Raw genomic sequence first — 14,132 nt, forward strand, 5'->3', positions numbered from 1 at the left:
CTCCTTCCGGTGCCTTACTGCTGGATGAAGGCCAGCAGATCGGCGTTGATCACATCCGCATGGGTAACCGGCATGCCGTGGGGATAGCCGGGGTAGGATTTGAGCACGGCGCCGGGCACGATCCGGGCCGCCAGCTTGCCGGTGGTCTCGAAGGGGACGACCTGATCGTCCTCGCCATGCATCACCAGCGTGGGGACGGTGATGGCCTTGAGATCCGCCGTGAAGTCTGTTTCGGAAAAGGCCGCGATGCCCAGATAATGCGCCAGCGCGCCGCCATTCATCCCCTGGCGCCACCAGTTGAGGCGCACCGCTTCCTTGATCTCGGCACCCTCGCGGTTGTAGCCGAAGAAGGGCAGGGTGAAGTCATAGAAGAACTGGCTGCGGTTGGTGGCGGTCTGTTCGCGCACCATGTCGAAGACCTCCATCGGGACGCCATCGGGGTTGTTGTCCGACCGCACCATGATCGGCGAGACCGCGCTGACCAGCACCGCCTTGGCGACCCGGCCCGGCTTGGCCTGGGCCACATAGCGAGCCACCTCGCCGCCGCCGGTCGAGTGGCCGATATGGATGGCGTTTTTCAGGTCCAGCGCATCGGTCAGGGCCGTCACATCGGCGACATAGGTGTTCATATCGTGTCCGGTGGCGGCCTGCGTCGAGCGGCCATGGCCCCGGCGGTCATGGGCGATGACGCGGTAGCCCTTGGCAAGGAAGAACATCATCTGCGCGTCCCAGTCGTCGCTGCTGAGCGGCCAGCCATGGTGGAAGACGATGGGCTGGGCGTCTTTCGCGCCCCAGTCCTTGTAGAAAATCTCGGTGCCGTCGGTGGTGGTGATGAAGGGCATGGTTTGTCTCCTGAACGGGCGTGAAATCCGGGGCAGCGCTGTTTGGTTCGCCGCTGCTGAAGCCTGTTTAGGTCAGACCTTCTTTCCGGATAACCCGCATAAAGAAGTTCAAGATGTTCGATAAAATTGAACGGTGGGTGGCGCAAAAGAAAGGCGGCCATGGAGGAACCATGACCGCCTTGTGTCGCGATAAACGTGGGTATTTCAGGTGAAGTCGGCGCCATTCACCCTGAAGCGATAGGTGCCCGAACCGACATCGAGGACAAGCTTGCCCTCACCCGCAACCGGCTTGATCTCGGCCCGCCCGGCGATGGGGCGCCCTCCCTCGCTGACCTGCGTGGCCGCGCGCGCGGGCAGATGCAGCCGCCCCTGCGTGTTGGCGGGAATGGTGATGTCCAGCGTAAAGCTGCCATCGCCGCCCCGCTTCCAGTCGGTGGCGATCAGGCCACGGCGGCTCTGGTAACGCGCTCCGCCCGAGGGCATGCGCGCATCATGGACCGGATCGAAGCGGAAGCGCGCAAAGCCCGGCTCGAGCGGATCGATCCCCGCCAGCCGCCGGAACATGAAGCCCGCCACCGCCCCCAGCGCATAATGGTTGTAGGAATTCATCGAGAGATCGCCGGTGTCGCCGTTCCACCGCTCCCAGATGGTGGTGGCGTTCTTGGCGATCATATAGCCCCATGAGGGGTATGCCGTGCGCAGCAGCAGGTCATAGACCAGCGTGCCATGCCCGGCATCGGCCAGCACATCGAGGCTGTAGGGCGTGCCCAGAAAGCCGGTCGAAAGCAGCGTGCCGCGCCGCGCGATATCCGCCACCAGCAGATCGGCCGCCGCCTTGCGCTGGCCTTCAGGCAAAAGGTCGAAATGCAGCGCCAGAATATAGCCGGTCTGCGATCCATTGCCGATCCGCCCGTCGCTCTGGACATAGGCCTTGGCAAAGGCCTGCGTGATGGCGCCTGACAGGGTGCGATAACGCTCCACCGCCTCGCCGCGCCCGGTGGCCTGAGCCATGTCGACCATAGCATCGGCGCAGGCCTTCCAGAAGGCGGTGCCGATCAGATCCTTGGGCGTGGTCGGGTCGCCGGGCTGCTTGGCGTCCAGCGCCAGCCAGTCGCCGAAATCATTGCCGCGCCCGTTCTTCCACAGCAGATCCGGATTGGCGGTGTGGATCGAGGCAAGGAAGCGCTCCATCGCGCTCCAGTGTTCGTCGATGACGCTGGTGTCGCCATAGCGGCGCCAGCTCGTCCAGGGCAGGAACACCCCGGCATCGCCCCAGCCGGGCGAGGAGCCGGGCGGGGTGAAATGCTCGCGGTCGTTGTTGGGGGCGATGTCGGGGAAGGAGCCGTCGTCGCGCTGGGCATCGCGCACGTCGCGCATGAATTTGCGGGTGAAGGCGGCGGTGTCCATGTTGAAGCACGCCGCGTCCCAGAAGACATGCGCGTCGCCCATCCAGCCCAGCCTTTCATCGCGCTGGGGGCAGTCGGTGGGGATGCCCATGAAGTTCGAGCGCTGGCTCCACAGCCCGTTCTGCCACATGCGCTGGGGCACGTAATGCGGCAGCGACAGCGTGGCGGTCTCGGGCAGGCTGGAATGCACCACGACCCCCTCGACATCGCCGGCGCCGAGCGGCCCGGCGAGGCCATCGATCTGCACATAGCGGAAGCCGTGATAGGTGAAATGCGGCTCGAAGCTTTCGCCCGAGGGATCGCCGCGCAGCACCCAACTGTCCATCGCGCGGGCCGAGCGCAGATTGGACTGATCGACCGCGCCATCGGGTTGAAGCAGTTCGGCAAAGCGGATGGTGATGCGGCGCCCGGCCTCGCCCCTGGTCTTCAGCTTCACCCAGCCCGCGAAATTCTGCCCGAAATCCACCACGACCGATCCGCTGCCATGCGGCGTCACGGTCTTGGCGCGCAGGCTTTGCGAGGTGGCGATGGGCTGCACCGCCGAGCCGATCAGCGGCACTGCGGGCGTTTCGATGGCGGGGGCCGCTTCCCAGCGCTGGTCGGGGCGGAAGGCGGTGGTGGACCAGCCCTGCTGCTCCAGCCGGCTGTCGACCTGCTCGCCATCATACATGTCGCAGGCCAGGATGGCCGAGGGGCTGACCGACCAGCCCTGATCGGAAGCGACGATCTCCTTGCCGCCATCGCTGTAGTCCAGCTCAAGCTGGGCGCGCAGCCGCAGCGGCGGGCCGCCAAAGCCATAGCGCCCCGCCGGCGCCATATAGGAGCCGTACCAGCCATCGCCGACCATCGCGCCCAGCATATTGGCGCCGGGCTTGACCAGATTGGTCACGTCATAGGCGCGGTAGAGCACATGCCTGCTGAAATCGGTCCATTCCGGAGCAAGCAGCGCATCGCCCACCTTCTGCCCGTTGAGGAAGGGCACATAGGCCCCCATCGCCGCCACATAAAGGCGCGCCGAGCGGATGGCGCGCGCTGCCGTGAAGGGGCGGCGCAGCAGAAAGGCGCCATGGCCGGGGAATTTCGCGCTGTCCTCATCGGGGGTGGCGGGGCCCCATGCGGACAGATCGGCGCTAGCCCTGGCCCAGTCGGCAGGCTTGCCCGCCATGCTGCGCAGATGCTCACCGGTGAAGCGCAGCACCTTGCCCGAGGCGAACTTGGCGCGGATCAGCACGGCGACATGGGGAGCGGGGGCGGTGGGGGCCGCATCAGCATCGGGCTTGAGGAAAAGCGCGATTGTGTGGTGCCCGGCCTGCACCTGCGTCACAAGGCGGTCGGTCTGCTGCGGGCCAAAGCGCATGGCATCGTGGCGGATCGTCAGAGCGCTGTCGTCGATCATCCCCTCGGCGGGGCGGTTGGCGCAATGGTAGATGGTCAGCTCTGCCGCTTCTGGCAGTTCGAAATCCAGACGGAAGCTGCGGCCATCCTTGTTGCCAGTGCCCTGCGCGCCGCGCATCCAGCGCAGGCCTGCCAGCCGGTCCTCACGCAGGAGCGCGGTTTCGGCGGCGATCCAGCCGCTCTTCCAGTCCTCGGGCGTCAGCAGGCCCATCTCCCAACTGGCGGGGGTGCTGGTGGCGGTGTGGCCCTGATCGTCCCAGACTGTCACCGTCCAGAAGCAGCGCGCGCGGGAGGGCAGGGGCGCGCCGCCATAGGGAATATCGAGGCTCTGGCGGCTTTCGATCCTGCCGCTGTCCCACAGGTCGAAATGGCCGGAGCGGGCGCCTTCGGGCGTGCTGGCCACGCCGATGCGGTAAGCGCGCTGCAGCGTGCCGCGCCGCGCCGCCTGCAGGGTCCATGACAGGCGCACCTTCTCGCTGTGGAGCGCGCGCGGCTCGGTCAGGCAGTCGGCCTGAAGGTTCTCGACCGCCAGAGCCACCGGGGTTGCCGCTTTGAGCGCGGGGGCGGCAAGGGCGCTGGCACCGGTGATCGCCATGAAACCGCGCCGGCTTGTATCCATCGACAAGGGTCTGCTCTCCCATTGGGGCGCGCTCCCTCCGCCGGTGGTCCGCCTCAGGTGGATCGCACGCGCAGGCGGGGGGCAGGCCTGTGACGGGCAGCATCATGGCGCAGCCCGGCCCCTTGCGTCCTGCACATTTTTACAGCCATGAAATTTATGTTGTTTTTACCCGAGGGGCAGGGCCCCGGCGTCGGCTTCCAGCCCCAGCAGTTCGACCACGGCGCGACCGATGTTGGCGGTGGTGTAGGGCTTCTGCACCACCAGCCTTGAGCGATGCTCCATCGGCAATTGCGCCTGCTCGCCATAGCCCGAGGCGAAGAAGAAGGGCACGCCCATATCCAGCAATCGGCTGGCGATGCCGAAGCTGTTGCGGTCGCCCAGATTGATGTCAAGGATCGCCAGATCGGGCTTGCTGTCATCGAGGATATCATGCGCCGCCTCGGTGGTGGAGGCCGTGGCGATGGTGGCGCCGAAGCGCACCAGAATATCCTCGGCATCCAGCGCGATGATCAGGCTGTCTTCCACCAGCAGCACCGATTTGCCCGACAGGAAATTGGGCGCGAAGGAGAAGGGCTCATGCACATGGGCGTGAGGGATGCGGATCTTCTTGCCTGCAAAATTCTTGCGTTCGGACACATGGCGCGCCGGGATGCAGAAGCGCGCCTTCACCCCGTCGGGATCGTAGCTGATGTCCGCCGTGCCGCCCAGATCATAGGGGACCGAGCGTTCGATGATGGTGGTGCCGAAACCCTTGCGGCGCGGGGGTTTGACCAGCGGGCCGCCGCTTTCCACCCATTCGAAGCGCAGGTCGCCGGCATCGTCGCGATGCCATGTGATATGGACCTCGCCCTGGCCTGACAGGCTGCCATATTTGGTGGAGTTGGTGACCAGTTCGTGGACCACCAGCGCCATGGAGGAATAGGCCTGAGGGTTGAGCAGGATCGGCGGCCCGTCCGACAGGATCGAGCTTTCCTTGTCAGCGGCAAAGGCGGCGGCCTCGGCCTCGATCAGCGCCTCCAGAGGGGCGGGCCCCCAGTGGTCGTCGGTGATCTGGTTGTGGGCGCGGGCCAGCGCGTGGATGCGCCCGTCGACCACGCGCACGAAATCCTTCACCGCCTCCTCATCGGGTTGCGACTGCCGGATCAGGCCCCGGATCACGCCCAGAATGTTGCGCACCCGGTGGTTGAGTTCGGCGATCAGCAGCTCCTGCCGGGCATTGGCCTGATGGCGATGCGCGGTGGCCTCATCGGCCAGGCGCAGCACCACCTCGATCAGCGTGGCGCGCAGGGTTTCGGCCACGCGGATCTGCGAGGGGGTGAAGGGGGTGGACTTGCCCTCGACCAGCTCATGCCATTCGGCGAAGCTTTCGCGCGGGGTCAGGCGCGGGCCGTTGGGGCCATAGGTGACCGGCTTGTGCGGATCGCCCGCCCAGCGCACCGATGCGCGCAACTCGCGCCGGAACAGCACCACATAGTCGCGCGGCGAGCGCGAGATGGGGATCGCCAGCAGGCCCGAGGCGAGGTCGGCGAAGGTCTCTGCCCCATCGACCAGCGAGCCGATATGATCGGTGGCATAGACCTTGCCCGCCGCCGTGCCGTTGAGCGCGCGGATGATGCGGCGGAAATCGTCGGTGGGCGGGGTGATGCCCGAAAAGGCATAGCCGCCGTTGATCCACACGCCCACACCATCGGCGGGGATGGCGTTCGTCAGAATATCGCCCAGCCAGTCGGGATCGTTGAGCAGCGTCTCGTCCGAGGCCACGGCGCTGAGCAACTGGTCGGAAATGTCGCGGGCGCGGCGCTCATACTCGACCAGTTCGCGGCGCTCGCGGCTTTCCAGCCGCATGGCGAACATCTGGGCGAAGAGTTCGCTCAGCGAGCGCAATTCGAAGCTGGGCGCGCGCGGCGCGTAATGGTGGCAGGCGAAGAGGCCCCACAGCTCGCCATCGACCACGATCGAGATCGACAGCGAGGCATCGACCCCCATGTTTTTCAGATATTCGATATGGATCGGTGAGACCGAACGCAGCACCGACAGCGACAGATCCAGCGGCTTGCGGTTGGCGTCCAGCGCGGGGATGATCGGCACCGGCTGCGCGCGCACATCGCGGATCAGCCGCAGCAGGTTGCGCTTGTAGAGCTGGCGGGCCTGCTGGGGAATGTCGCTGGCGGGGTAATGCAGCCCCTTGAAGCTGCCGATGCCCGAACGACAGGCCTCGGCCACCACCTCGCCCGAGCCGTCGGGGGCGAATTTGTAGACCATCACCCGGTCGTAGCCGAGCAGGGCGCGGATCTGGCGGGCACCCTCGCGGTAGAAGGAGGGCAGGTCGGGCTGGGCGTCGAGCCGCACGATCAGACTGCGCACCGTGCCATTGGCATCGCCATTGTGCTGCGCGCCGGGTTCGGCCTCCAGCACGATCTGGCCGCCGGAAATGTGGATGGCGATGTCGTAATAGCGCCCATCCTCGGTGAAGGTGGCGCCGAACATGCGCTCGACCATGTCGGGGTTGGTGAGGCAGGCGACGCGGTTGCGCAGATTGTGGATCAGCACGCGCGGCACGAAATCGGCGAGAGGCTGGCCGATCAACTGATCGGGCGAGACCCCCAGATAGTCGCCGATGTTGGCCGAGACGCGCGCCACCAGCCAGTCCGACGTCAGCGCCAGCAGGAAGCCCGAAGGCTGGATGGCGCCCAGCAGGTGAATGGGCTCGCGATCGCAATTGGTAAGATCGACCGTCTGCGCTTGTTCTGACACTGAGGCTTTGTCCTGACTTTCGGAAAGACGCTTGGAACCCGCAGAGGGAATGCACGGAACAATGTCCCGTTCCCACAGCGCCTTGCTCTTGCGTGTCAGGGGGACTGAGCGCAGGGCTGTGGGCCGGTCGGCGGGCCGCGTCAAGCAGAAGGCGGCAAGGGGCGCGCGCTACGGGCTTTCGGGAGCCGGGCTTTGCGGGGCGGGCACCGCATCACGGCGTGAAGCATCCGCTTTGGGCATTTCGCGGGCGCCTCGGCCCGGTATGGGGCAGCGGATGCGAGAGGGGAGCCGTGGGCATCGCTCCGCTTCGGAGGTTTCGCCACATTCCATTCGTGAGACGGGGTGTTACGTCAGACTCTGTTTGCGGCGATCCGTCAAAACGCCGCATGCAAGCCGTATGCATGGTGCCGGTGCGTAAGCCCGGTCGGCGGGGCCGGGAAGGGACTGCGATGGACTCCATTCTGACAAGCCCGAGGCTGATGGCCAAGCTCCCGCCCCCGCATCCGGCGAGCCCGCCGCCATCCTGCGCGAGTGGCCCGCTGCCCGGCAGGGAGAAGGGGCGCTACGACCGGATCGATGCCTTGCGGGCGCTGGCGATGGCGGCGGTGATCGCGCAGCATACCGATATCTTCCCCATCGGCTGGCTGGGGGTGTGGATCTTCTATGTGATGTCGGGCTTCGTCGTGACGCTCTCGATCCGTCGCGGCAATCTGCGCGCGGGCACCGGGCGGGATAAAGGGGCGGCGCTGGCGGGTTTCTACATCCGCCGCGCGGCGCGGATCATCCCCCTCTATTGGGCCTATGTGGCGCTGGCCGGGCTGGCCACCTTCTGGCTGCCGGGGCCGGATGACCCGTGGGAGATCCTGTCGCAGGCCAGCTTTACCTATAATTTCTATCTGCTGGATCATCCCGAAATATCGGTGGTGCCTACCACCCATCTCTGGACCATCTCGGTGGAGATGCAGTTCTACGCGCTGGCGGGGATCGCCATCGTGCTGCTGTCCGATGGGGCGCTCAAGCGCTGTCTGGCGGGGGTGGTCGTGGGATGCCTGCTGGGGCGCATCGCGCTGATCGGCCAGTTGCAGCATTTCAACCAGTCGGCGCATCTCTCCTTCCTGCATTTCGATGCCTTTGCCGCGGGCGGGCTGCTGGCGCTCTATCGGCAGCGGATCGGGCCGCAGCAGGCTGGTCTGCTGATGATGCTGGGGGTGATGGCGATGGCGCTGCTGGTCACCGCCTATGCGCTGGTGAACCATCATCTGGGCGCGCGGGGCGTGGAGGTGGTGCAGAAGATCCTGTCGGGCGACGGCATGGGGCAGGGGCGCGGCGCCTTCATCTTTTCGGCCGCCACCATGCTGGGGGTGGGCTGCGTGGCGATGGCGGCAGCAGGGCGCGGCTGGCTGCCTGCCATGCTGAGCTGGCCCTGGCTGGTGCGGATCGGGCGGGCGTCCTATTCGGGCTATCTGCTGCATTTCGCGGTGATCGAGGGGCTGCTCGACCTGTCGATGCTGGTGATGGGGCGCGATCCGACGCACAGCGGGGCGGGGGCGATGCAGATCCTCTGCCGGCTGGCGCTGTGTCTGGGGGCGACGCTGGTGACGGTGCTGCTGGCCGATCTGTGCCATCGCAAGCTGGAGGTGCCGCTCGCCCGCGTCACCCGCATGCTGCTCGAACGTTTTTTTCTCAAGCCCCGGCTGGCCTGACAAGGGGCGCAAGCTTGCGGGATATGCAACCGGCGGTCCGGGTTGCGGGGTGGATTTTTGCAGACCGGGCAGCTTTTTGTTGCGCGTTTGTTGCGCAGCCAAAGGCATGCAAAAATTGCAACCAGCCCCGCGTCAAACTCGTGTTTCTTCGCTCTCGCCTCGGGAAGATGAATGGGTTAAGGCCCTGACTCGCGCAGCGGGTTCGTATGCATAAGGCATAGGACCACTTGCGTGTCTGCCGGGCATTCCTGCCGGGTACTCCTGCTGCCCTTGCTCAAGGTTTGAAGATGGACGATACGCTTTACCGCGCCGCACTCGATTATCACCGCTATCCCAAGCCGGGCAAACTCAGCATCGAGCCGACCAAGCGCATGGTCAACCAGCGCGATCTGGCGCTGGCCTATTCGCCGGGCGTCGCCATCCCCTGCACCGAAATCGCCGCCGACCCCGACAAGGCGCTGGAATACACCGCGCGCGGCAATCTGGTCGCGGTGATCTCCAACGGTACGGCGGTGCTGGGTCTGGGCGCGATCGGCGCGCTGGCCTCCAAGCCGGTGATGGAGGGCAAGGCGGTGCTCTTCAAGAAATTCGCCGACATCGACGTGTTCGACATCGAGGTCGACACCACCGATCCGCAAAAGTTCATCGATGCGGTCGCCCTGCTGGAGCCGACCTTCGGCGGCATCAACCTTGAGGACATCAAGGCCCCCGAATGCTTCTTCATCGAGGCCGAGCTGAAGAAGCGCATGAACATCCCGGTGTTTCATGACGACCAGCACGGCACCGCCATCGTGGTCGCCGCCGGCGTGCGCAATGCGCTGGTGCTTCAGGGCAAGGAGCTGTCCGAGGTCAAGCTGGTCACCTCGGGCGCGGGCGCTGCTGCCTTGGCCTGTGTCGATCTGCTGGTCTCGATGGGGCTGCGGATCGAGAATGTGACGCTGACCGACAAGGATGGTGTGATCCATGCCGGGCGTGAGGGCATGGCCCCCAACATGGCCCGCTATGCGCGCGAGACCAACGCGCGCGCCCTGCCCGAAGTGCTGCCGGGCGCGAATGTGTTCCTCGGCCTCTCGGCGCCGGGTGTGTTGAAGCCCGAGTGGCTGCCGCTGCTGGCCGAAAAGCCGCTGATCTTCGCGCTCGCCAATCCCGAGCCGGAAATCCGCCCCGAGGTGGTGCGCGAGCAGCGCCCCGACGCCATCGTCGCCACCGGGCGTTCGGATTATCCCAATCAGGTCAACAACGTCCTGTGCTTCCCCTACATCTTCCGCGGCGCGCTCGATGTCGGCGCCACGGCGATCAATGAGGAGATGAAGGCCGCCGCGGCCGAGGCCATCGCCTCGCTGGCGCGTCTGCCCGCGCATGAAAGCGTGGCCCAGGCCTATGGCGGCCGCCGCCTGACCTTCGGCGCGGAATACATCATCCCCACGCCCTTCGATCCGCGCCTGATTTCCGAAATCGCTCCCGCCGTCGCCAAGGCGGCGATGGACAGCGGCGTGGCGCGCAAGACCATCGACCTCGACGCCTATCGCCGTTCGCTGGCCGAGCAGAACCTGCGCTCGACCCAGCTGATGATGCCGGTGTTCGAGGCCGCGCGCGGCAGCCAGAAGCGCGTGGTCTATGCCGAGGGCGAGGATGAGCGCGTGCTGCGCGCCATTCAGGACGTGCTGGACGAAGGGCTGGCCAAGCCGACCATCGTCGGGCGCCGCCGCATCCTTTCGAAGATCATGCCTGATCTCAACCTGCGTTTCGCGCTGGACCGCGATGTCGAGGTGATCGACCCCGAAACCGATCACGAGATCCTGCGCCCGCTGGTCGATGCCTATCGCCAGATCGCCGCGCGCAAGGGCGTGCCCTCGCAGGAAATCGCGCGCCATGTCTATCGCCGCCCCACGGTGACGGCGGCGATGCTGCTGCGCACCGGCCGCGTCGATGCCGCGCTGGTGGGCGGCAAGTCCGAATATTGGAGCCAGATCGAGCATGTGCTGCAGACCATCGATCCGCTTCCCGGACTGCAGCGCGTCTATGCGCTGTCGGGGCTGATCCTCGATGCCGGTGCGCTGTTCATCACCGACACCCATCTGGTGCCTGACCCCACGCCCGAGCAGATCGCCGAAATGACGATTTTGGCCGCCAGCCGTGTCGCGCAATTCGGCCTGACGCCGCGCGTGGCGCTGCTTTCGCATTCGAACTTCGGCTCTTCCCACAGCCCCAGCGCGCGCAAGATGCGCGCCGCCTTCAAGCTGGTGAAGCAGCAGGCGCCGGACCTGCAGGTCGATGGCGAAATGCATGCCGATGCCGCCTTGTCGCAGCGCCTGCGCGAAACGCTGGTGGCCGACAGCCCGCTCGAAGGCCCGGCGAACCTGCTGGTCATGCCCAATCTGGATGCGGCCAACATCACGCTGACGGCGCTGGCGGCCTCCTCCAGCTCGCCCACCGTGGGGCCGATGCTGATGGGCCTGTCCAAGCCGATCCATGTGCTGACGCCCGGCGTGACCGCGCGCGGCATCCTCAACCTGACGACCATCGCGGCGGCCGAAGTCTGCCACCGCCAGTAAAGCCTTCGTCCGGCGCGATGAGAGAAAAGACCGGCGGGGTGACCTCGCCGGTCTTTTCCTTTGCGCGGCAACCTCAGCTGTTTCAATCTGTTGGTATGCAGGGGACAGGAAGAAACGGACAGACGATGCTCACAGCGATTCCTTCTGATGCCGCCAATCCGGTCTGGATCGACCTGCTGATGCCCGATGAGGCCGATATCAGCCGTATCGAGCAGAATTACGGCATCAAGGTGCCCGACCGCGCCGCCCTGCGCGAGATCGAATCCACCAGCCGCCTGCGCGCCGATGGCGACACGCTCTACATGAGCGTGCCCCTGCTGGCCCGCACCGGCACCCCGCAATGGGAGATCGCGCCGACCGGTTTCATCCTGTCGCCCAAGGTGCTGGTGACGGTGCGCTATGCCCAGCTGGACCTGTTCGAGGCGATGACCAAGGAGCTTGCCGAGGCACAGGATCTCACCCCGCCGCTGGCGCTGGTCCGGCTGCTGGAAGAGGCGGTGGACCGCGCCGCCGATCACCTCGAACACGCCGCCGAGCTGGTGGGCGATGTCGCCCAGACGGTGTTCTTCGACGATCTGGGCGAGGGCGGTCTGGCGCGGGAGACCCGCATTTTGCGCAAGACGATCCGCACCATCGGGCGCGCCAACGATCGCGCCTCACGCGTGCGCTACATGTTTCTGAGCATGGGGCGGATGGTCAGCTTCGTGGGGGACCGCTGCACCCCAAAGCTCGATCAGGACATTCAGGACCGGCTCTCGGCGGTGGGGCACGATATCGCGTCTCTGGATGAGTTCGAGGTGAGCTTGTCGGGGCGGATCCAGCTGATCCAGGATGCCGCGACGGGGCTGATCAGCATCGAGCAGAACGATGTGGTCAAGCTGCTGACGGTGGCCTCGGTGGTGGGCATCCCGCCGGTGCTGATCGTGGGCATCTATGGCATGAACTTCAAGAACATGCCCGAGCTGGGGTGGAGCTGGGGCTATCCCTATGCGCTGGGGCTGTGCGTGCTGTCGGCGGTGGTGCCGTATCTGTGGTTCAAGTGGCGGGACTGGATTTAGGGTTTTCAGGAGGTTTTGCCTCCGGCGGGCAAAGGGCCATCGCCCTTTGCAATCCCTTTATTGTTAGCGTTTGCGCTTCGGGTTCGGCGTTGGGTGTCGGACGCAATGTGGCAGCTATTATAAGCCGCTTCGCGGAAGTTGAATGGCCGCGAAGTTAGGGGGAGCGGACATTGCCTCACTGGTCGAACGCCCTCATTAAAAAATTAAAGAAGCTCCCCACAATTTGGGCATTCGGCATTGCCGCTCGAATCGAAATCGCTCATTTTTACAGATGGCTTAGATTTATCGAACAGGTCCTGAAAAGGGTTTACCCCACATGATCGGCACCTCGCTTTTGTGCAATAAAAACCCAAAACGGCAAAGATCAAAAAATAAGGACCCATGATTGCAATTACAGTAATGATTTTGGCATTAGACACTGCCAGAAAAAACCCTGCAATCATTGCTAACCACCGGAATTTTGCGACAAAATAGGAAAGCCTAATGAAGGGATCGCGCTTTTTCATGCGAAGGGCCTTAGCCCGTCAAAGGCTTCTTTGCCAACGTCTGTAATGTTGTCGTGACTGGAAAGCCCACTTTTCCCGGTATGTTGGGGTTAGCCGCCAATTCCCAGCGCTGTGCCCATCAAATTGAAGACAACCAAGAGCCCAATCAATAAAGCACCAGTCAGACCCATTCGCTTGTATAAGCGGTATCCTCTTGCCTGAGGGGCACTGTCGTCGGGGTCGAATGGAAGCATCTGATGATCTTAATCCCTGCCGAAAATGTCCGCAACGTTGTCGTGTCCGGTAGGTCCGCTTTTCCCTCTATGTCAGGGGGGCGTACGTTCTATTCCAGGTCAGATCACTCTACAAATCGCATATCAAAACGACCCGATCCAGTTGGCCGGATTGTTATAGTTGTATGTTTAGAAGCTGATGGAAATGCATCTTGCACGAAACACCCGGAGGACTCGACCCGTTCAGGCGAACATTCTCTTGGTGACAGCATGGCCAGTTGCTCTAAGAATGAATGGACGCATATATGTGGCATTTCTACCGAAACATGATAAGAGAAACCCGGAATTGTATCATACTCTTCCCGCGCGGTGAGATCATGCACAGACGCTGCAGGGCATAGTTCGATACTAGTATATTTTTTAATATCGCTCTTGTCGAACGGGCGCGATGAGCAGCCAGCGATACTGATCAATGCCGCGCATCCCGCTAAGATTTGCATGTTTGAACGATTAGCCATGGCTTCGTTTATGACTGGATGCCTGGCGACGATCAATATCGGATTCTTCGTTCAAACATCCGCAAAGTTGCCGTGACAGGAAAGCCCGCTTCTTCCGCCGTGTTGGGGGGAGCGGACGTTGTACCTCGAGCATAAATGCGTATCATGCCGGGAATGTCGAACGCTGGAAATCATCCGCCAATGAGTCTGGGCCTCGGCGGCGATGGCGATGAAATAAACGCCATAGAGGATGTTGAACGTCAGTTTGGTGTTAACCTCGACCTCAAAGATGCCAATCAATGGACAACTGTGGGTCATGTGTTTCACGCTCTACAACAAGCACTTCCAGATCACGAAGCTGGTTCAAAGGAAACTTGGGGTAATTTTTGTCAGGCGATCACCCGACAGACGGGGGTTGATCCGACCCAAGTAACGGCAGACACGTTGCTACTGGGTGGTAGGCGCTTGGACTGGCGGTTGCTGGTGTGCGGTTTCTGCGCCGTAGGTCTGACAATCGCCTTAAGTCATCTTTGGCAATGACCGCTTTGTTGTCGGCTCCGGAAAGGCAGTTTGTTCCGCTATGTT

At 63.9% G+C, this 14,132-nt stretch carries 8 protein-coding genes; 4 read left to right on the plus strand and 4 right to left on the minus strand.

Annotation, left to right across the window (positions count from 1 at the left end):
• Positions 1-14 precede the first annotated feature (14 nt).
• From ABDW49_RS03025 to ABDW49_RS03035, 3 genes are all read right to left on the minus strand, one after another.
• Complete coding sequence (locus tag ABDW49_RS03025; RefSeq protein ID WP_343609618.1) at positions 15-842, minus strand: alpha/beta hydrolase; 828 nt, start codon at positions 840-842, stop codon at positions 15-17.
• A gap of 204 nt (positions 843-1,046) precedes the next feature.
• Positions 1,047-4,238, minus strand: a complete 3,192-nt coding sequence (locus ABDW49_RS03030; RefSeq protein ID WP_343609620.1) for a family 78 glycoside hydrolase catalytic domain — start codon at positions 4,236-4,238, stop codon at positions 1,047-1,049.
• Between the two features lie 189 nt (positions 4,239-4,427).
• Positions 4,428-7,016, minus strand: coding sequence for an HWE histidine kinase domain-containing protein (locus ABDW49_RS03035; RefSeq protein ID WP_343609621.1), 2,589 nt, complete (start codon positions 7,014-7,016; stop codon positions 4,428-4,430).
• Positions 7,017-7,465: 449 nt separating this feature from the next.
• On the opposite strand from ABDW49_RS03035, the gene ABDW49_RS03040 reads away from it, so the two are divergent.
• From ABDW49_RS03040 to ABDW49_RS03050, 3 genes are all read left to right on the plus strand, one after another.
• Positions 7,466-8,719, plus strand: coding sequence for an acyltransferase (locus ABDW49_RS03040; protein WP_343609622.1), 1,254 nt, complete (start codon positions 7,466-7,468; stop codon positions 8,717-8,719).
• 287 nt (positions 8,720-9,006) lie between these two features.
• Complete coding sequence (locus ABDW49_RS03045) at positions 9,007-11,274, plus strand: NADP-dependent malic enzyme (protein ID WP_343609624.1); 2,268 nt, start codon at positions 9,007-9,009, stop codon at positions 11,272-11,274.
• Positions 11,275-11,399: 125 nt separating this feature from the next.
• Positions 11,400-12,332: a magnesium transporter CorA family protein gene (locus ABDW49_RS03050; RefSeq protein ID WP_343609626.1), complete on the plus strand. Its 933-nt coding sequence runs from the start codon at positions 11,400-11,402 to the stop codon at positions 12,330-12,332.
• Between the two features lie 203 nt (positions 12,333-12,535).
• Here the strand turns inward: ABDW49_RS03050 and ABDW49_RS03055 are convergent, their stop codons facing one another.
• Positions 12,536-12,838, minus strand: a complete 303-nt coding sequence (locus ABDW49_RS03055) for a hypothetical protein (RefSeq protein ID WP_343609628.1) — start codon at positions 12,836-12,838, stop codon at positions 12,536-12,538.
• An 865-nt stretch (positions 12,839-13,703) separates the two neighbouring features.
• On the opposite strand from ABDW49_RS03055, the gene ABDW49_RS03060 reads away from it, so the two are divergent.
• Complete coding sequence (locus tag ABDW49_RS03060; protein ID WP_343609630.1) at positions 13,704-14,087, plus strand: hypothetical protein; 384 nt, start codon at positions 13,704-13,706, stop codon at positions 14,085-14,087.
• The last annotated feature ends 45 nt before the right edge of the window (positions 14,088-14,132 follow it).

Source organism: Novosphingobium sp. (assembly GCF_039595395.1).
Taxonomy (GTDB): Bacteria; Pseudomonadota; Alphaproteobacteria; order Sphingomonadales; family Sphingomonadaceae; genus Novosphingobium.

What these genes read in the sequence shown, in the direction of transcription:
- ABDW49_RS03025 (WP_343609618.1), bottom strand. Translation starts at nt 842, where the DNA reads ATGCCCTTCATCACCACCACCGACGGCACCGAGATTTTCTACAAGGAC.
- ABDW49_RS03030 (WP_343609620.1), bottom strand. Translation starts at nt 4,238, where the DNA reads ATGGCGATCACCGGTGCCAGCGCCCTTGCCGCCCCCGCGCTCAAAGCG.
- ABDW49_RS03040 (WP_343609622.1), top strand. Translation starts at nt 7,466, where the DNA reads ATGGACTCCATTCTGACAAGCCCGAGGCTGATGGCCAAGCTCCCGCCC.
- ABDW49_RS03045 (WP_343609624.1), top strand. Translation starts at nt 9,007, where the DNA reads ATGGACGATACGCTTTACCGCGCCGCACTCGATTATCACCGCTATCCC.
- ABDW49_RS03050 (WP_343609626.1), top strand. Translation starts at nt 11,400, where the DNA reads ATGCTCACAGCGATTCCTTCTGATGCCGCCAATCCGGTCTGGATCGAC.
- ABDW49_RS03055 (WP_343609628.1), bottom strand. Translation starts at nt 12,838, where the DNA reads ATGAAAAAGCGCGATCCCTTCATTAGGCTTTCCTATTTTGTCGCAAAA.
- ABDW49_RS03060 (WP_343609630.1), top strand. Translation starts at nt 13,704, where the DNA reads ATGCGTATCATGCCGGGAATGTCGAACGCTGGAAATCATCCGCCAATG.